The sequence below is a fragment of the Streptomyces sp. NPDC002623 genome (assembly GCF_053592635.1).
In genome coordinates, this window is record NZ_JBSFWB010000002.1 from 272,966 (window position 1) to 290,846 (window position 17,881).

A 17,881-nucleotide genomic window follows, 5' to 3' on the forward strand; every position below is an offset into this window, starting at 1 on the left:
CGTACCAGGAGGCTCCGCCCCCTGGACCCCCGATCGGCCCTCGATGGGCCTCGTCCTCAAACGCCGGACGGGCTGAAAGACAGACACCCGCCCGGCGTTCGAAAGGCTTCCGACAGCCCTAGCGGCCCGCTTCCTTCGACACCAGCGCCACCGCTTCCTCCACGTCGTCCGTGATGTGGAAGAGCAGGAGGTCCTTCTCGGAGGCCTTGCCCTGGGCGATCAGGGTGTTCTGCAGCCAGTCGATCAGGCCGCCCCAGTACTCCGTGCCGAAGAGGACGATCGGGAAGCGGGTGACCTTCTGGGTCTGGACGAGGGTGAGCGCCTCGAAGAGTTCGTCCAGGGTGCCGAGGCCGCCGGGCAGGACCACGAAGCCCTGCGCGTACTTCACGAACATCATCTTCCGCACGAAGAAGTAGCGGAAGTTGAGGCCGATGTCGACGTACGGGTTGAGGCCCTGCTCGAAGGGGAGCTCGATGCCGAGGCCGACGGAGATGCCACCCGCCTCGCACGCGCCCTTGTTGGCCGCCTCCATCGCGCCCGGGCCGCCGCCCGTGATCACGGCCCAGCCGGCCTCGACCAGCGCGCTGCCCAGCCGGACGCCCGCCTCGTACTCCGGTGAGTCCACCGGGGTACGGGCGGAGCCGAACACGCTGATGGCCGGGGGGAGTTCGGCGAGGGTGCCGAAGCCCTCGATGAACTCCGACTGGATGCGCAGGACCCGCCAGGGGTCCGTGTGGACCCAGTCCGACGGGCCGCCGGCGTCCAGCAGGCGCTGGTCGGTCGTGCTCGCCGTGACCTGGCCCCGCCTCCGGAGGACAGGTCCCAGGCGCTGTTCCTCCGGTGGCTGCTTCTTGCCCTCGGGGTTCCCTGTAGCCATGTGAGCTCCCTCCGCTTGCAGTGGTTCCACCTCAGCGTAGATCTACGCCGGTTACGTGCGGGGGACGTCGGCGTGTCCGCCACGAAGCGCCGCCGCGCCGAACGTCCCCTCAGAGCGTCAGCCAGGTCCTCAGGCGCTCCTCGCCCGCCAGGATCTTGGCCGTCTCCACGCGTTCGTCCCGCTTGTGCGCCAAGTGCGGGTTGCCGGGGCCGTAGTTGACCGCGGGGACGCCCAAGGAGGAGAAGCGGCTGACGTCCGTCCAGCCGTACTTGGGCATCGGGGTGCCGCCCACCGCCTTGATGAAGGCCGCCGCGGCCGGGTGGGAGAGGCCGGGGAGGGCGGCGGGGCTGTGGTCGTCGACCACGAACTCCTCGACCCCGCAGTCGGCGAAGACCTCGCGGACATGGGCGACGGCGTCCTCGGCGCTCCGGTCCGGCGCATAACGGAAGTTGACGGTGACGACGCACTCGTCCGGGATGACGTTGCCGGCCACCCCGCCCGTGATGCCGACCGCGTTGAGGCCCTCCCGGTACTCCAGGCCGTCGATGACCGGACGGCGCGGCTCGTAGGCGGCCAGGCGGGCCAGGATCGGGGCGGCGGCGTGGATGGCGTTGGAGCCCATCCAGCCGCGCGCCGAGTGGGCCCGCTCGCCCTTCGTCCTGAGCAGGACCCGCAGGGTGCCCTGGCAACCGCCCTCGACCTGGCCGTCGGAGGGTTCGAGGAGGACCGCGAAGTCGCCCGCCAGCCACTCCGGGTGGGCCTCGGCCACGTGCTTGAGGCCGTTGAGGTCGGCCGCGACCTCCTCGTTGTCGTAGAAGACGAACGTCAGGTCGCGGTTGGGCTCCGGGACCGTCGCCGCGATGCGCAGCTGGACCGCCACCCCCGACTTCATGTCGCAGGTGCCGCAGCCCCAGAGCACCCCGTCCTCGTCGAGCCGCGAGGGGACGTTGTCCGCGATCGGGACCGTGTCGATATGGCCGGCGAGGACCACTCGCTCCGCGTGGCCCAGATTCGTGCGGGCGATCACGTTGTTGCCGTAGCGGTCCACCGTGAGGTGGGGCAGCGCGCTCAGGGCGGTCTCGATCGCGTCCGCGAGCGGCTTCTCGGCGCCGCTCTCCGAACGGAAGTCGACGAGCCGCGCGGTGAGTGCGGCGGCGTCCAGAGTGAGGTCAAGCGGGGTGTCGGCCATGCCGTCGACCCTAACGCGCCAGTTGTCGATACCGCTCTTCCCGTCTGTGCGCAAGAGCCTCCTACTCCTCAGTAGTCTCCAGTACCTTGTACGCGTGCCGACGCAGTCCCCCTCCCCCAAGCGCCGCGGCCGCCTCCTCCGTTTCGGGGCGGCCTGCGTGGTCCTGTCCGCCGTCGCGGGCTATGTCGTGGTGCAGTACGTCGCCGGTGGCACCGGAGATCCGGGCTGCAGAGTCGTTTCCGGCGACGGAACCGGGCTGACGTACGAGTTCACGCCGGAGCAGGCGGTGAACGCGGCCACGATCGCCGCCGTCGGCACCGACCGGGCGATGCCCGAGCGGGCCGTCGCCATCGCGCTCGCGACCGCCATCCAGGAGTCGGGGCTGCGCAACCTCACCCACGGCGACCGGGACTCGCTCGGTCTGTTCCAGCAGCGGCCCTCGCAGGGCTGGGGCACCGTGAAACAGGTCACGGACCCCGCGTACTCGGCGAACATCTTCTACGAGCACCTCGCCAAGGTCGACGACTACACCGAACTCCCGCTCACCGTTGCCGCGCAGCGCGTGCAGCGCAGCGGCTACCCGGAGGCGTACGCCAAGCACGAGCCGGACGCCACCGTGCTGGCCGCCGCGCTGACCGGGGCCTCGGCGGCCTCGCTGACCTGCGACGGCCGCTCCGGCCCCACGACGACCACCGGCCCGGCCGCGGTACAGGCGGCACTGGCACGGGACTTCGGACGGGTCGCCGACGAGGACACCGACCAGGACACCGCCCCGCCGGCCGCCGAGAGCGGCGGGCGGACCGTGACGCTGCCGGTGACCGAGGACACCACCGCGGGCGGACGCAGTGTCAGCGAGCGCGGCTGGCAGCTGGCGCACTGGGCGGTGGCCAACGCCTCGGCGCTGCGCATAGAGCGCGTCTCGTACGCCGGCCGGGTGTGGGTCTCCGGGAACAGCGGCAGCCAGTGGCGGGCAACCGGTGCGACCACCGCGGAGGCCGCCGGCGGCTCGGCGGCGGGCGGCGCCGCCGACAGCGTGCGGATCGTCACCTCGCAGTAGACCGCGCAGCAGACCGCGCAGCAGTGCGGGTCTTCACCCGGACGGGTCATGTGCCGGGCCGGCGGGCGGCCGGGTGCTCAGGTTTTCGCGCCGTCACCCTCGCATCCGGGGAGACCCTTGCGATCAAAGGGCTCCGGGGGTTTGCCGGACTTTCATATCGGGCCGCTTTTGCCCGTTTTTATCCACAGCCGATAATGCGACGCATTGCCAACTCTTTACGTCGGCCGTGCGCAACCTTCGCGGGCTTCGAGCGGTAGTCACTGCGTCCGGGCCCGGACAGAAAGTCACAGACAGTCACAGACAGTCCTTGTACTCTCCCGTCGAAGGAGCACCATGTCCCTCCCCCTGACCCGCCGGATCGCCCGTGCCGCGCTGCTCGTCGCTGCAGGAGCGGCCGCCGGGGTCGGTGCGGCCGGCTCCGCCGGTGCGGCCCCCGGCCTTCCCGCCGCTCCGAGCCTCGGCGGTCTGACCGCCCTGGACGCGGCGGGCGTCGGCAACACGCTCGACGGCGCGACGCAGCACGTCACCGGGCTCGCGGGTGAGACCGGCGGCAAGGCCGTCAAGCAGGCGGTGCCGGCCGCGGGCAAGACCGGCGGCAAGGCAGTGAAGAAGGCCGCGCCCGTGGCGCAGAAGACGGCCGGCGAGGCGGCGGGCTCCGCCGGGGGCATCCTCGGGGACACCGCGTCGACCGCCACGAAGGGCGGGCTGCCGACGGACTCGCTCACCAAGGGTGGGCTGCCGGGAGCGGAGACCCTGCCGGTCAAGGGCCTGCCCCTCGGCTGAGCCACGCCCACGCAGGCACACAGAGCGACGGGGCCTGGGGAATTCCCCGGGCCCCGTCGCTCTGCGCGTCCGGGCGGGGCTACAGCGCCAGACGCTCGACCGCTGCCGCCACCCGCTCGTCCGTCGCCGTCAGGGCCACTCGGACGAACTTCTCGCCGGCCTCACCGTAGAAGTCGCCCGGGGCCACCAGGATGCCTCGGTCGGCCAGGTGGGCGACCGTCGTCCAGCAGGACTCGTCCCGGGTGGCCCAGAGGTAGAGGCTGGCCTCGCTGTGCTCGATGCGGAAGCCGTGGGACAGGAGCGCCTCGCGCAGCCGGGTGCGGCGGGCCGCGTAGCGTTCGCGCTGCTCGCGGACGTGGACGTCGTCGCCCAGCGCCGCGACGACCGCCGCCTGGGTGGGCGCGGACGTCATCATCCCGCCGTGCTTGCGGATCTCCAGCAGCGGGCCCAGGACGGCCGGGTCGCCCGCCAGGAAGGCCGCCCGGTAGCCGGCCAGGTTCGAGCGCTTCGACAAGGAGTGCACCGACACGATGCCCTCGTACGAGCCGCCGTTGACCTCCGGGTGCAGGACCGAGACCGGGTCGGCCTCCCAGCCCAGTTCCAGGTAGCACTCGTCGGAGAAGAGCAGCACCCCGTGCTCGCGGGCCCAGGCGACGATCCGGGTCAGTTCCGCCTTCGACAGGACCCGGCCCGTCGGGTTGGACGGGGAGTTCAGCCAGAGGAGCTTCAGGCCCGTCGGGTCCAGCTCGGTCGGGTCGTCGTAGACCTCGTGGTCGGCGCGGGCGAGGCGCGCGCCCACCTCGTACGTCGGGTACGCCAGGCGCGGGTAGGCGACCCGGTCGCCGGGACCGAGGCCCAGCTGGGTCGGGAGCCAGGCCACGAGCTCCTTGGAGCCGACGATCGGCAGGACGTGCCGGTGGGTGACCTCACGGGCCCCCAGACGGCGCTCCAGCCAGCCGGTGATCGCGTCGCGCAGCGCCGGGGTGCCCCAGACGGTCGGGTAGCCCGGGGAGTCCGCCGCGTCGATCAGCGCCTTCTGGATCAGATCGGGGACCGGGTCGACCGGGGTGCCGACGGAGAGGTCGACGATGCCGTCCGGGTGCGCTGCGGCCGTCTTCTTGTACGGCTCCAGTTTGTCCCAGGGGAAGGCGGGGAGGCGGTCGGAGACTACGGAGGACACGGTTACTGGCTCACTTTCGTACGTACGGCAAACGCCTCGGTCCCGTACGGCGATCAAGGGCGATCAGGCCGTACGGGACCGAGGCGGCACGTGGTGCGGACCGCTGACGGGGATTACTCGGCCTGCGGCGGCAGCGCGGCGACGAAGGGGTGGTCGCGCTCGATCAGACCCAGCTTGCTGGCGCCGCCGGGGGAGCCGAGCTCGTCGAAGAACTCGACGTTAGCCTTGTAGTAGTCCTTCCACTCCTCCGGAGTGTCGTCCTCGTAGAAGATCGCCTCGACCGGGCAGACCGGCTCACAGGCGCCACAGTCGACGCATTCGTCCGGGTGGATGTACAAGGACCGCTGGCCCTCGTAGATGCAGTCGACCGGGCACTCCTCGATGCACGCCTTGTCCTTGACGTCGACACAAGGCTGCGCGATGACGTAGGTCACGCTGTCGTTCCTCCTCGATAGGGCGCTGGCGGGCCTCCTCAGGCTCCGCCGCCTGGCGCGCGGGAGCGCGGCGTCGTCGATGCCCGCCCCTAGTATCTCCGTTCTTGGGCATGATCCGAACAGGAGGGGTGAACAGACCTGTGGAAATCTCGGCCGCCGGACGCCTCGAGGTCCGCCTCACCATTGCTGACGTGGGCAAACGTGTCTCCGTGCGCCGCTTGAGCGACCCTGGAGAGACCGGGGGGAAATTCACCGACACGGTGGGTGTTCTCACATCATGGGACGACGGTGTGCTCGCGATCACACGGAAGAGCGGCGAGAGCGTCCGCATTGACGAGTCCTCGCTGGTCGCCGGGAAGGTCGTCCCGGCCGCCCCGGCCCGCCGTCGGGGTCCTGCCGCCTCCTACGAGGAGCTCGCCCGGGTCGCCGCACGGGGCTGGCGGCCCGTGGAGAGCGAGCGGCTCGGCGGGTGGGAGCTGCGGGCCGCCGCCGGGTACACGCGCCGGGCCAACTCGGTGCTGCCGCTCGGCGAGCCGGGCGTCCCGCTCGACGAGGCCCTGGAGGTCGTACGGCGCTGGTACGGCGCGCGCGGGCTGCCCGCCTATGTGCAGACGGCGACGGGGGCCGAGAGCGCCCAGGAGCCGCTGTGCGCGGAGCTGGAGCGGCGTGGGTGGGTGCGGGAGGTGACGGCCGAGCTGTGGGTCGGAGCGCTGGCGCCGGTCGCCGATCTGGCGGCGGACGCGGAGAGCGTGGCACTCGCGCGGGAGGCCGACGCGGCCTGGCTGGCCCGGTACCAGCGCAAGGGCGTGGACGAGGTGGCCCTGAAAGTGCTCAGCAGCGGGCCGTCGGTCTGGTTCGCCTCCGTGCCCGGACCGCAGGGCGGAGCTCCGGCCGCCATCGGACGGTGTGTCGTGGACGGGCGGTGGGCCGGGTTCGGCGCCGTCGAGGTCGATCCGGCGCAGCGGCGCAGGGGGCTGGCCACGGCCGTGATGGCCGCGCTGGCGCGGCGGGCGCTGGCGGAGGGGGCGTCGGCGGCCTGGCTGCAGGTGGAGGAGGAGAACGCGGGGGCGCGGGCGCTGTACGCCGGGATGGGCTTCGCGGCGCATCACGCGTACCACCACTACCGGGAGCCGGCGGCGTGAGCGGGTTCGAGGGCGGCGAGGCGGTACGGCGGTTCGCGCAGGAGGTGCGGGCCGAGCGGCCCGATCTGGCTCTGCTGTGTCTGCTGATCGGCGCCGAGGCGGATGCCGAGCTGGACGAGGCCGGGCTGGACGCCGCTCAGATCGAGCTGGACCGGCTGGCGGGGCAGCTGCCGTACCGACCGGCGGGCGGGCCGCGGGCCTGGGCCGTGGCGCTGCGGGACCTGCTCGGCGAGGGGTACGGGTTCCGCGGGTCGGCGGCGGACTACGACCGGCTGGAGTCGTCGCTGCTGCATCAGGTGCTGAGGCGTCGGCGGGGGCTGCCGATCCTGCTGTCCGTGGTGTGGGTGGAGGTGGCGCGGCGGGCCGGGGCGCCGGTGTACGGGGTCGCGTTGCCGGGGCACTTCGTGGTGGGGTTCGGGCCGCCCGAGGACCCGGAGCGGCAGGTGCTCGTCGACCCCTTCGACGGGGGGCGGCTGCTGACGGACGAGGACGCGTCGTCGCTGGTCGTCGGGGCCACGGGCGCGCCGCTGGAGGCGTCGATGCTGACGCCGGCCGAGCCGTTGGACGTCGTCGTGCGCATCCTGAACAACGTCCGGGCCTGGGCGGCGGCCCGGCCGGAGCGGTCCGATGTCGCCCTGTGGGCGGTGGAGTTGGGGCTGACCATTCCCTCGCACCCGGCCCGGTTGCGGTACGAGCGGGGGCAGTTGCTGGTACGGCGGGGCGATTTCCTGGGCGGGGCGGCGGAGATGGAGGAGTACGCGGACCTGGTGGAGGTCGTGGACGAGGGAGCCGCGGAACGGGTACGGAAAGAGGCGTTCGCGGCGCGGGCGATGCTGAACTGAGCCCGGCCGCAGGGCTGTCACAGCCAGCCCTTGTCCCGGGCGATCCGTACCGCCTCCGCCCTGTTGCGCACCGCCAGTTTCTGGATCGCCGTGGACAGGTAGTTGCGGACCGTGCCCTGGGACAGGTGCAGGGCCGTCGCCAGTTCCGCGTTGGTGGAGCCGTCGGCCGCCGCGCGCAGGACCTCCCGTTCGCGGTCGGTCAGCGGGTTGGCGCCCTCCGCCAGGGCCGCGGCGGCGAGCGTGGGGTCGATGACCCGCTCGCCCGCCAGGACCTTGCGGACCGCCTGCGCGAGTTGGGCGGCGGGGGCGTCCTTGACGAGGAAGGCGTCGGCGCCGGCCTCCATGGCGCTGCGCAGATAGCCGGGGCGGCCGAAGGTGGTGAGGACGACCAGCTTCAACCGCGGGAGTTCCCGGTGGAGTTGAGCCGCCGCCTCGATGCCCGTCGCGCCCGGCATCTCGATGTCGAGGAGGGCCACGTCGACGTCGTGGGCGTGGGCGGCGGCGAGGACCTCGTCGCCGCGCGCCACCTGGGCGACCACCTCGATGTCGTCCTCCAGGCCGAGCAGGGCCGCCAGTGCCTCACGGACCATCGACTGGTCCTCGGCCAGCAGGACCTTGATCGTGCCACCACTCATGAGCGGGATCCTACGTCCGGCGCCGGACCGGCCGGGACCCGGGCGGTCAGCCGGAAGCCTCGCCTGCCGCCGCCCGCCTCCAGAGTGCCGCCGGCCTTCTCCAGGCGCTCGGTGAGGCCGGTGAGGCCGTTGCCGGGGCCTTTTCCGGAGCCGCCGGCGCCGTCGTCCTCGACGGAGAGCTCCAGGACGGGACCGTCGAGGGTCTGGCGGCGCACGAGGTCCACCGTGCAGCGGTCGGCGCCGCTGTGCCGGACGACGTTGGTGATCGCCTCGCGCAGGGCCCAGGCGAGGGCGGACTCGCTCCCCTCGGGGACGCCGTCCAGGTCCGGTTCGGCGGGGATCGCGGCGGTGATGCCGGCCGCCGTCAACGCGACCTGCGCACCGGCGAGTTCGGAGGCCAGGCGGGGGCGGCGGTAGCCGGTGACGGCCTCACGGACGTCGACCAGCGCCTGCCGGCTGACCTGCTCGATGTCGGCGACCTGCTGGGCGGCCTTGTCGGGGTGGTCGGGGAGCATCCGGCCGGCCAGCTCGCTCTTGAGGGTGATGAGGGAGAGGGAGTGGCCGAGGAGGTCGTGCAGATCCCGGGCGAGGCGCAGACGCTCCTCGTTGGCGGCGAGCTGGGCGACCGTGGCCCGGGCCTGGCGCAACTCGATCGTCGTACGCACCAGTTGGCTCACGCCCGTCATCGCGAAGCCGATGAGCAGCACCAGCAGCAGGAGGTTGAGCGCCTCCTCCTCGTCGGTGCGCAGGCCGACGAGGAGCAGCGTCGCGCCCGTGGCCGGGATCGTCCAGAACGCCACCCGCAGCGGGAGCACCATCCCGCAGGCCACGGAGACGTAGCAGTACAGGCCGAGCCAGGCGGAGCCGAGGGTGAGGGACAGGACGGTGGCGAGCACCGCCATGGAGCCGATGAGGGCCCCGATGAGCTTCGACGGGTAGGGCGTGGCCCCCATGTCCCGGAAGAGGAGCGAGAGGTAGCCGGCCACGAACACCGCCAGGCCCAGCCAGCCGGCCACCGTGGCGCCGGTGGTGTGGTTGCCGGAGACGAGGTCGTGGACCGGCGAGCTGAGGAACACCAGCCAGACGCCGATCCACAGCGCCTTTCGCCGCCACAGTTCGCGCCGGTTGCGGGCCGGTTGCCCGATCGGGATCAGCGGCTCCCGCCGGGCCTTCTGGGACAGCTGGTCGTCGGTCATGCCGCTCACGCCTTCAGCGTGTCCTTCCGGTACAGCCAGGCCGCACCGCCCGTGAACAGGACGAAGAAGACGGCCAGGACGACGATGTCCTTCGCGTGCGGGGCCTGGCTCTGCTCGATCGCCTGCCCCAGGGCAGCGTACGCGTGCGTCGGCACCCACCTGGCGATGTCCTGCAGCCAGGTCGGGAAGGTCGTCGTCGGCATCCACAGGCCGCCGAGGATCGACAGGCCGAAGTAGGTGATCATCGTGATCGGGCGGACCGCGTCCCCGCTCGCGAGGTAGCCGATCGCCACGCCGAGGGCCGCGAAGACGAGGCTGCCGGCCCAGATCGCACCGGTGAGCGCGAGCCACTGCCAGGCGTCCAGCCGGACGTCCTTCACGGCCGCGGCGACCGCGAAGACGACGACGATGGAGGGCAGGCTCACCACCGCGGCGCTCGCCGTCTTCGCGAGGACGTAGCCGCGCCCGGGCAGGGCCGTCAGCCGCAGCTGGCGCACCCAGCCGCTCTGGCGCTCCTTGGCGATGCGCTCGCTGTTGCCCATCAGGACGGCCGTGAGGGCGCCGAAGGAGGCCATCGACACCATCATGTAGGTCGGCAGGGTCAGGCCGGTGCCGTCGACCTTCTCCGTGCCGTCGGCGCTGCCCGCGATGAGCAGGAACAGCACGGACGGGTAGATCACCGAGAAGAACAGGAACTTGCGGTTGCGCAGGGCGCGGGTGAGCTCCAGCTTGATCAGGCCGTTCACTTCGACTTCGCCTCCTCGGCGGTGGTGAGGGCGACGAAGGCCTGTTCCAGGCCGAGCCCGGCGACCTCGAGGTTGCGGGGGTAGAGGCCGAGGCCGTAGACCGCGTGGACGGTGGCGTCGGCATCGGTGGACTGGATGCGGACGGTCCGGCCCGAGACGTCGAGGGCGGTGAGGAACGGCAGGGCGCGCAGGGCGCGCAGCGCTGCCTCGTCGATCTCGCCCGCCGGGCCGGCGCCGAGGTCGATGTCCGGGTCGTTGTCCGGGCCGTTGTCCGGGTCGACGTCCGGGTCGACGTCCAGGTCGAAGGAGATGCGGCGTGCGCCCGCCTTCGCCTTGATCTCGGCGGCGGTGCCGTCGGCCAGCAGCCGGCCCCGGTGCAGGACCAGCACCCGGTCGGCGACCGCGTCGGCCTCTTCGAGGTAGTGGGTGGCGAACAGGACCGTGCGGCCCTGGTCGGCCTGCTCGCGCATGGTGGCCCAGAACGCCTGCCGGGTGGTGACGTCCATGCCGGTGGTGGGCTCGTCCAGGACGATCAGGTCGCTGTCGCCGGCCGTGGCCAGGGCGAACCGGACGCGCTGGGCCTGGCCGCCGGAGAGCTTGTCGACCTTGCGGTCGGCGATCTGGGTGACGCCCGCGCGGGCCAGCACATCGGCGGGCCGGTACGGCCTCGGGTGCAGGGCGCAGGCGAGCCGGACCAGTTCGGCGACCGTCACCTCGTCCATCAGGCCGCCGCTCTGCAGCATCGCGCCGACCCGCCCGGTGACGATCGCCTCGCGCGGGGTGGCGCCGAAGAGGCGGACGGCTCCGCTGTCGGCGTGCTTGAGGCCGAGCAGCAGATCGAGAGTGGTCGACTTGCCGGCGCCGTTGGGCCCGAGCAGCGCCACGGTCTCCCCCGGGCGCAGGGCCAGGGTCAGGCCGTCCACGGCCCGTACGTCCCCGAAGCTCTTGGTCACCTGGTCGAACCCGACCACCGGTGCTGTCGTCGTCGTCATGACGGCAATGGTCGTCGGGGGGACCGGGCGGGCGGCAGTGTCGGCCGTCCACGGTGCCGCATGACAGATGTCATGCGGCACCGCGGATCTCCGAGACCCGTAGCTGCCTAGCTGGGGTCGGTGTCGATGATCCCGGTCCGGTCGGTCTTGCTGACCAGGGCCGGGCGCAGCGCGCTGATGACGTCCTGGACGGTGACGGCGGTCTTCTGGCCGGTGCCGCGGGTGATCAGGACGCCGTCGAAGGCGTTCCCGTACAGCTCCTTCAGGGCGGCCTGGTCGTAGCTCTCCACCAGCTTGCCGTCGACGGCCTTGACGCCGAGGAACTTCCACAGGGAGTTCTTCGGACTCATCGGCACGGAGTGCGCCGCGTCGGTCTCGACCGTGACCCGGTCGGACATCGCCGGTTCGGCGAACTCCTTCATCATCCGGTCGACCTCGGCGTCGGTGATCGTCGGCTGCTTGGCCGTGGTCGGGACCTTGACCGGGGTGGTCGTGCCCGACTCGACCTGCGCGCGGTAGGCCGCCACGACGGAGGTCTGGGCCTTCGCCGCGTCGATGCCCTTGCCCGCCTTGCCGTAGACGGCGACGGCCTTGCCGGACTCGAACTTGATCGTGCCCTCGGTGGCCGAGCCGGAGCCGCCCGCGGCGGTCGCCAGAGCCGCCTGGAGCTTCTCCTCGTCGACCGGCATCTCGGGCTCGACCTCACGGTGCTGCCCGAACAGCGAGCCGATCACGGAGATCGGGTTGTAGTCGCTCTTGGCGGCGTCCTCGACCGTGGCCGGCATGTCGAACTGCAGGCCCGCCTGGTCCGGCTTGAGGGTGACGGTGGTGCCGTCCACGGACAGCTTCAGCGGCGTGACGGCCCGCTTCTCGAAGGCGTCGTCGAGCTTCTTGACGGCGTCGTCGCGGGTGCCGCCGCCGATGTCCACGCCGAGCACGGTGGTGCCCTTGGGCACGTCGGAGTGGTTCATCAGCAGGCCGGCGCCGTAGAGGCCGATCCCCGCGACGACCACCAGGCCGCCCAGCAGGGGGGCCTTGCTGCGGCCCTTCTTCTTTTTCTTCTTGGAGTCGCCCGCGGGCGCGGGCGGCCTGACCTGCTCCGACCCGTTCGGCGGGGTGTGCGGCCCGGATCCCGGTCCGTCGGTGCGTACGGGGCCCGGCGGGAAGGATCCGCCCGGCCCGGCCTGACCGCCGGCGGGCACGACGGGGATGCCGCTGGTGACGGTGTGTCCGGAGACGTTGTCGACGGGCCGTCCGCCGTAGCCGCCCGCGCCCGGTTCGGCGGCGGGCTTCTGCGGGGTGAGGATCGCGGTGTCGTCGCTCAGACCACCGCCGGGGAGACGACCGGTGCCGGGGGCGGCGCCCGGTCCGGCGCCGGGGCCGGCGGCACGCGGGGCGCCGGGCGGGCGGGTCGCGCCGGGGGCGCCGGCCACCGGGGGCACCATCGGGCCGTCGCCGGTGACCGGGCCGCCGGTCGGACCCGCGGGGCCGCCCTGCGGGCCGCCTCGGCCGCCGGGGCCGCCGGGCCCGTCCGGACCGTTGAAGTCGTAGGAGCCGCCGAAGCCGTGCGGGCCGCTCGGACCGGTCTGGCCGGCCGGGCCCTGCGGGCCGCCGAGCCCGTTCGGGCTGTGCCGGCCGCTCTGGCCGTTCGGACCGTTCGGACCGTTCTGGCCATTCTGGCCATTGTCGGAGAAGTACGGCAGGTTGTCGCGGCGCGGTTCGGCGGGACCGCCGCCCTGAACCTGCCCCGGGCCCTGGCCCTGGCCCTGCCCCTGGCCCGGTCCCTGAACCTGGCCCGGACCTTGACCCTGGCGGCCCTGGCCCTGGCCCAGTGCCTGGCCCGGGCGGGAGCCGTTGCCGAGCGGGCCCACGGCGAGCGCCTCGGTCACGTCGAAGGAGCCGGTGCCGCCGCCGTGCCCCGGAGCCACGGGACCTCCGGTGGCGCCGCCGGGGAGCCCCGCACCGTTGGTGCCGCCGGGGCGGGGACCGCCCGACAGGCTCATGGAGCCGACCACGCCACCAGGACGCCCGGCGCCCGGCCGCGCGCCGCCGGGCGCGCCGGTGCCGGACCCGGCCGCGGTTCCGGCCGCCGGACCGCTCGCGGGCGGCGTACCCGCCCCGGCGGCGGAACCGCCCGGGATTCCGGCTCCGTTGGTGGCGCCGCCGCCCTGACCGCCCTTGCCCGCCGAGGACTTACGAGGCGCGAACCAGTCGCTTCTCTTGTCCTCCGCGGAGGGCACGGGTTCACCGGGCAGCCTGAACGAGCCGGTCTCCGACGAGACCGAGTCGACGGCGCCCGCAGCTGCCGCCGGCGGCGCGCCGGCGCCGGTGTCCGCCGGTGGATTGCCGCCGGGGCCGGGGCTGTCGTCGCCCGTACTCTCGGCGTCGGCCACGGGGGTGCGCACGACGACCGGCGGAATGGGCCGCGATCCGGGGATGTTGATGCGGATCCGGGTCGTCAGCGTGGTCTCGGTCTTGCGTTCCTCCGGCCGCGCGGCCGAACGGCCCGCGTCCGTACCGCCGTCGGACACCACGGGGGTGCCGTACGGCGGCGTGCCCGAGGGGTATGCGGCTCCGCCGCGCCCGTTGGGCCCGGAGGACGGACTGTCAGTTTCACGACTCAAGGCAGGTTCTCCAGGTTGGCTCCGCCGCCCGCCACGGCCTCACGGGCAGCTCGGCGGCGCGCACCACCATACTGGCCACTTCTGGCCCGTATCCCACGACCGTCAGGGAAACCCACACGGGACTCCCACCGGTACCCCAGGGTGAAGTGGTACGTCACTTGCCAAGTCGGACGTCATCGCCGACCGGTTGCCGCCCCAAACCAATGGTGGCGCAGATCACAGCAAGTGCCATGCCACCGAGCAGGAAGAGGTAGGAGCCGCCTCCCGCGCCGAACAGGAAGTCTCCCTCGGGACGGCCCGCGGTGCTCAGGATGACGGAGATCATCCAGCCGGCGGCGGGCGCGACGGCCCCGGCACGGGTGTCGAGGGCCCGCGCCCCGCCGATGAACAGCCCGGCCGCGCCGACGAGCGCGAGGAGCAGACCGCCCGGGAACCAGCCGGCCTGGACGAGCGCTCCGGCGAGTCCGGTGACCGCGCCGAGCAGCAGAAGTCCCACGTAGGCGACGGCCCGTCCGGCGGGGGGCATCCGGAGCGGCTGGGCGAGCATCGAGCCACGGTCGGACATCAGGCCACCTCCGCGTCGCCGACACCGGCGAACAGGTCGGTCTCCCTCTTCTCGGCGGACGCTCCGCCGGACGCTCCGCTCGACTCTGTGCGGACGAGTTCGTAGTACTCGACGGTGAAGAGGGGCTGGGCGAGTTCGTTCGACAGGGCGAAGGACCGCCCGTCGGGGGCGACCTCGATCTGGGTGGCGTGCGCGCGCATCGCGGCCGCCTTGGCGTCCGCGTACGCGGCGGTGGCGTCGATCTCGGCGGTGACGCGGTCCTCGTCCACGACCCCCGGCACGTCGGCGACGGCGGCGCTCCCGGCGAAGGGCAGCCGCGGAAGCTCTTCCCGCAGGCGGGCGAAGGCGGCCTCGGCGACGGGGCGCGGGACGCGGTTCCAGTACACCTTGGGGATGCGCCACCCGGCGCTCTCGGCGAGCTCCACCGCCCGCATGGCGACGCGGTGGGCCTGGATGTGGTCGGGGTGGCCGTAGCCGCCGTGCTCGTCGTAGGTGACGAGCACCTGGGGGCGCACCTCGAGGATCACCTCGACGAGGGACGCGGCGGCTTCGTCGACGTCGGCCTGCCAGAAGCAGGCGGGGTCGTCGTTGTCGGGGAGGCCCATCATCCCGGAGTCGCCGTAGCGGCCGGCGCCGCCGAGCAGGCGGAAGTCCCGCACGCCGAGTTCGGCCATGGCGGCGGCGAGTTCCCGCCGCCGGCACTCGCCCAGGGCGGCGCCGGTCAGATGCCGCAGCTCGGGCGGGATGACCTCGCCGCGTTCGCCGAGGGTGCAGGTGACCAGGGTCACATGAGCGCCCTCGGCCGCGTACCTGGCCATGGTCGCGCCGTTGTTGATCGACTCGTCGTCCGGGTGCGCGTGCACCAGCAACAGACGCCGGCCGGGCAGTTCCGTCATGGGGCCACCCTACGAGGCGGCCGCCCCGTCAGAACTTGAGGCTGCCGATCACGTCCGCCACGCTCGTGGTCAGATCGCTGATCGTGGGTGCGATCGTCGAGGACGCCAGATAGAAACCGAGCAGGATGCAGACGACAGCGTGACCGCCCTTCAGTCCTGACTTCTTGATCAACAAGAAGACGATGATCGCCAGCAGCACCACCGCCGAAATCGAGAGTGCCACGGCGGCTCACCTCCAAGAACCCGGGAACGTGGGGGCAAAAACAGAGCGAGACAACTGGTAAATCCATACAACTGCCAGCAGGTTCATACCCACAGTGCGCTAGTGATCATAACTATGAGTACGTGCGCATCTCTCGGCGCACGGCCGCACAAGGGGGCGCATGGCCAATATGGTCGGCCCATGACGACCGAGTCCGACTCCTTCCCCCGCAGGCACGCCCGCACCCAGCGTTTCACCCTCGGCGCGCCGCGTTCGTTCACGGTGGCTCCCGACAGCTCCCGGGTCGTGTTCCTGCGTTCAGGCTCCGGCACGGACCGCGCGGGCGCGCTGTGGGTCCTCGACCCCGCGGACGGCACGGAACGCCTGGCGGCCGACCCGCCCGCCCTGCTCGGGGGCACCGCGGAGGACCTCTCCCCGGCGGAACGGGCGCGCCGCGAACGCAGTCGTGAGGGCGGTGCCGGGATCGTCGGCTACGCCACTGACGAGGCCGTCGAGCTGGCGTCTTTCGCCTTGTCAGGGCGGCTTTTCACGGCCGAGTTGCGGGCCGGGACGGCCGCCGAACTGCCGGTCCCCGGACCGGTGATCGACCCCCGCCCCTCCCCCGACGGCCGGCTCGTCGCCTACGTCGTCGGAGGCGCCCTGCGGGTGGTCGGCGCCGAGGGTGCGGGCGACCGGGCGGTCGCGGAACCGGAATCGGAGACGGTTTCCTATGGATTGGCCGAGTTCATCGCGGCCGAGGAGATGGGCCGCTCGCGCGGTTTCTGGTGGGCTCCGGAGTCGGATCGGCTGCTGGTGGCGCGGGTGGACGACACGCCCGTGGAGCGTTGGTGGATCTCCGATCCCGCGCAGCCGAAACGTGACCCACAACACGTGCCTTATCCGGCTGCCGGGACGCCCAACGCGGACGTACGGCTGTTCCTCTTCGGGCTCGACGGGGTGCGCACGGAGGTCGTCTGGGACCGGGCGCGCTACCCGTATCTGGCGCGAGTGCACTGGTCAGGGGCGGGGGCGCCGCTGCTGCTCGTACAGGCGCGCGATCAGCGCAGCCAGCTGTTCCTCGCCGTGGACACCGCCTCCGGGACGACCCGGATGGTGCACGCGGACGAAGATCTGATTTGGCTGGATCTTTTCCCTGGAGTGCCCTGCTGGAGCCCCTCCGGACAGCTGGTCCGGATCGCCGACGAGGGCGGCGCACGGGTCCTCGCGGTCGGCGAACGTCCGCTGACGGGAGCCCAGTTGCATGTGCGGGCGGTGCTGGACGTCACGGCCGACGACGTGCTGGTCTCCGCCTCGGCCGGAGAGGACGCGGCCGCGCCGGAAATCGGCGAGGTGCATGTCTACCGCGTCAACGAACTGGGCGTCGAGCGCCTGTCCGAGGAGCCCGGTGTGCACTCGGCGGTGCGCGCGGGGAACGTGACCGTGCTGGTGTCTGCGGTGCCGGACCGGCCGGGCAGCGTGGCGCGGGTGCTGAAGGACGGGAAGCCGACGGGGATCGTCCGGTCATATGCGCAGGATCCGGGCCTGTCCCCCCGCGTGCGGCTCACCGAAGGGGGCGCACGGCGCGTCCCGTGCGCCGTGCTCATGCCTACGGACTACCCCGGTGACACCTCATCCTCCTCGTCCGGCTCCCTCCTCCCCGTCCTGCTGGACCCCTACGGCGGTCCGCACGGGCCCCGGGTGCTCGCCGCGCACAACGCCCATCTGACCTCGCAGTGGTTCGCCGACCAGGGCTTCGCGGTGGTCGTCGCCGACGGACGGGGCACCCCCGGCCGCTCCCCCGGCTGGGAGAAGGCGATCCACCACGACTTCACGGTCAGCCTCGACGACCAGATCGACGCGCTCCAGGATCTGGCCAAGAGCCACCCCCTGGACCTCTCCCGGGTGGCGATCCGCGGCTGGTCCTTCGGCGGCTGGCTCGCGGCCCTCGCGGTGCTGCGCCGCCCCGACGTCTTCCACGCGGGCATCGCGGGCGCGCCGGTGACGGACTGGCGGCTCTACGACACCCACTACACCGAGCGCTACCTCGGCGACCCGGCCGCCTCCCCGGAGGCGTACGCGAAGAGCTCGCTCATCACCGACGAGGGGCTCTCCGCCCCCGCCGGGCCCCACCGCCCGCTGATGATCGTCCACGGGCTGGCCGACGACAACGTGGTCGTCGCCCACGCCCTGCGGCTGTCCTCGGCGCTGCTGTCCGCCGGCCGGCCGCACGAGGTGCTGCCGCTGTCGGGCGTCACCCACATGACCCCGCAGGAACAGGTCGCGGAGAACCTGCTGCTGCTCCAGGTGGACTTCCTTCGGCGCGCTCTCACACTGGGCTGATCGGCGACTCTCCACAGAGCACCGCAACCGATAATTGAGGAACCACGACGAAGCACCAGCCAGGTCCGCGAGAGCGGCGCCGGTTTAGGCGCAAAAAGGGGCAACGGGCCGGGAGACATGGCGCTCCCGGCCCGTTTACGGCACCCGCACGGCCGTACGCTGTTCAGACTGGCGCGTCCGT

General features: G+C 72.5%; 17 protein-coding genes. 5 read left to right on the forward strand and 12 right to left on the reverse strand.

The window, feature by feature from the left end; genetic code table 11:
• Positions 1 to 118: 118 nt before the first annotated feature.
• Together ACWD4O_RS03925 and dapE are read right to left on the reverse strand one after the other, a co-directional pair.
• Positions 119 to 877 (reverse strand): LOG family protein, encoded by a 759-nt coding sequence (locus ACWD4O_RS03925; protein ID WP_451277136.1) that lies wholly within the window; start codon positions 875 to 877, stop codon positions 119 to 121.
• 109 nt (positions 878 to 986) lie between these two features.
• Positions 987 to 2,066, reverse strand: a complete 1,080-nt coding sequence (dapE, locus tag ACWD4O_RS03930) for a succinyl-diaminopimelate desuccinylase (RefSeq protein ID WP_451277138.1) — start codon at positions 2,064 to 2,066, stop codon at positions 987 to 989.
• A gap of 94 nt (positions 2,067 to 2,160) precedes the next feature.
• Here dapE and ACWD4O_RS03935 point away from each other — a divergent pair, with 94 nt between their 5' ends.
• Together ACWD4O_RS03935 and ACWD4O_RS03940 are read left to right on the forward strand one after the other, a co-directional pair.
• Entirely contained in the window at positions 2,161 to 3,123 is a 963-nt protein-coding gene (locus ACWD4O_RS03935; RefSeq protein ID WP_451277140.1) for a heavy metal transporter, read from the forward strand.
• 333 nt (positions 3,124 to 3,456) lie between these two features.
• Positions 3,457 to 3,906: an ATP-binding protein gene (locus ACWD4O_RS03940; RefSeq protein WP_451277142.1), complete on the forward strand. Its 450-nt coding sequence runs from the start codon at positions 3,457 to 3,459 to the stop codon at positions 3,904 to 3,906.
• A gap of 79 nt (positions 3,907 to 3,985) precedes the next feature.
• Here the strand turns inward: ACWD4O_RS03940 and ACWD4O_RS03945 are convergent, their stop codons facing one another.
• Both ACWD4O_RS03945 and fdxA read right to left on the reverse strand, forming a co-directional pair.
• On the reverse strand, positions 3,986 to 5,086 hold the full coding sequence (locus ACWD4O_RS03945) for a bifunctional succinyldiaminopimelate transaminase/glutamate-prephenate aminotransferase (protein ID WP_451277144.1): 1,101 nt from the start codon (positions 5,084 to 5,086) through the stop codon (positions 3,986 to 3,988).
• Between the two features lie 113 nt (positions 5,087 to 5,199).
• On the reverse strand, positions 5,200 to 5,520 hold the full coding sequence (fdxA, locus tag ACWD4O_RS03950; RefSeq protein WP_007495984.1) for a ferredoxin: 321 nt from the start codon (positions 5,518 to 5,520) through the stop codon (positions 5,200 to 5,202).
• 140 nt (positions 5,521 to 5,660) lie between these two features.
• On the opposite strand from fdxA, the gene ACWD4O_RS03955 reads away from it, so the two are divergent.
• Entirely contained in the window at positions 5,661 to 6,662 is a 1,002-nt protein-coding gene (locus tag ACWD4O_RS03955; RefSeq protein WP_451277723.1) for a GNAT family N-acetyltransferase, read from the forward strand.
• On the forward strand, positions 6,659 to 7,504 hold the full coding sequence (locus ACWD4O_RS03960) for a transglutaminase family protein (protein WP_451277146.1): 846 nt from the start codon (positions 6,659 to 6,661) through the stop codon (positions 7,502 to 7,504). The genes ACWD4O_RS03955 and ACWD4O_RS03960 overlap by 4 nt, the downstream gene beginning before the upstream one ends.
• A gap of 17 nt (positions 7,505 to 7,521) precedes the next feature.
• On the opposite strand, the gene ACWD4O_RS03965 is transcribed toward ACWD4O_RS03960, so the two are convergent.
• From ACWD4O_RS03965 to ACWD4O_RS04000, 8 genes are all read right to left on the reverse strand, one after another.
• Positions 7,522 to 8,139, reverse strand: a complete 618-nt coding sequence (locus ACWD4O_RS03965; protein ID WP_363166908.1) for a response regulator transcription factor — start codon at positions 8,137 to 8,139, stop codon at positions 7,522 to 7,524.
• On the reverse strand, positions 8,136 to 9,335 hold the full coding sequence (locus ACWD4O_RS03970) for a sensor histidine kinase (RefSeq protein WP_451277725.1): 1,200 nt from the start codon (positions 9,333 to 9,335) through the stop codon (positions 8,136 to 8,138). Before ACWD4O_RS03970 ends, ACWD4O_RS03965 begins: the two co-directional genes overlap by 4 nt.
• A gap of 5 nt (positions 9,336 to 9,340) precedes the next feature.
• A complete protein-coding gene (locus tag ACWD4O_RS03975) occupies positions 9,341 to 10,081 on the reverse strand; it encodes an ABC transporter permease (RefSeq protein WP_451277148.1) in 741 nt (246 codons plus the stop codon).
• Positions 10,078 to 11,073: an ABC transporter ATP-binding protein gene (locus tag ACWD4O_RS03980; protein ID WP_451277150.1), complete on the reverse strand. Its 996-nt coding sequence runs from the start codon at positions 11,071 to 11,073 to the stop codon at positions 10,078 to 10,080. Before ACWD4O_RS03980 ends, ACWD4O_RS03975 begins: the two co-directional genes overlap by 4 nt.
• A gap of 107 nt (positions 11,074 to 11,180) precedes the next feature.
• Positions 11,181 to 13,697: a hypothetical protein gene (locus ACWD4O_RS03985; protein WP_451277152.1), complete on the reverse strand. Its 2,517-nt coding sequence runs from the start codon at positions 13,695 to 13,697 to the stop codon at positions 11,181 to 11,183.
• 154 nt (positions 13,698 to 13,851) lie between these two features.
• A complete protein-coding gene (locus ACWD4O_RS03990) occupies positions 13,852 to 14,262 on the reverse strand; it encodes a DUF6113 family protein (protein WP_451277154.1) in 411 nt (136 codons plus the stop codon).
• Complete coding sequence (gene mshB, locus ACWD4O_RS03995) at positions 14,262 to 15,158, reverse strand: N-acetyl-1-D-myo-inositol-2-amino-2-deoxy-alpha-D-glucopyranoside deacetylase (protein ID WP_451277156.1); 897 nt, start codon at positions 15,156 to 15,158, stop codon at positions 14,262 to 14,264. Before mshB ends, ACWD4O_RS03990 begins: the two co-directional genes overlap by 1 nt.
• A 28-nt stretch (positions 15,159 to 15,186) precedes the next feature.
• Positions 15,187 to 15,381: a hypothetical protein gene (locus ACWD4O_RS04000; protein ID WP_351916765.1), complete on the reverse strand. Its 195-nt coding sequence runs from the start codon at positions 15,379 to 15,381 to the stop codon at positions 15,187 to 15,189.
• A 180-nt stretch (positions 15,382 to 15,561) separates the two neighbouring features.
• Between ACWD4O_RS04000 and ACWD4O_RS04005 the strand changes: the two genes are divergently transcribed.
• Positions 15,562 to 17,700, forward strand: coding sequence for a prolyl oligopeptidase family serine peptidase (locus ACWD4O_RS04005; RefSeq protein ID WP_451277159.1), 2,139 nt, complete (start codon positions 15,562 to 15,564; stop codon positions 17,698 to 17,700).
• Positions 17,701 to 17,881: the final 181 nt, after the last annotated feature.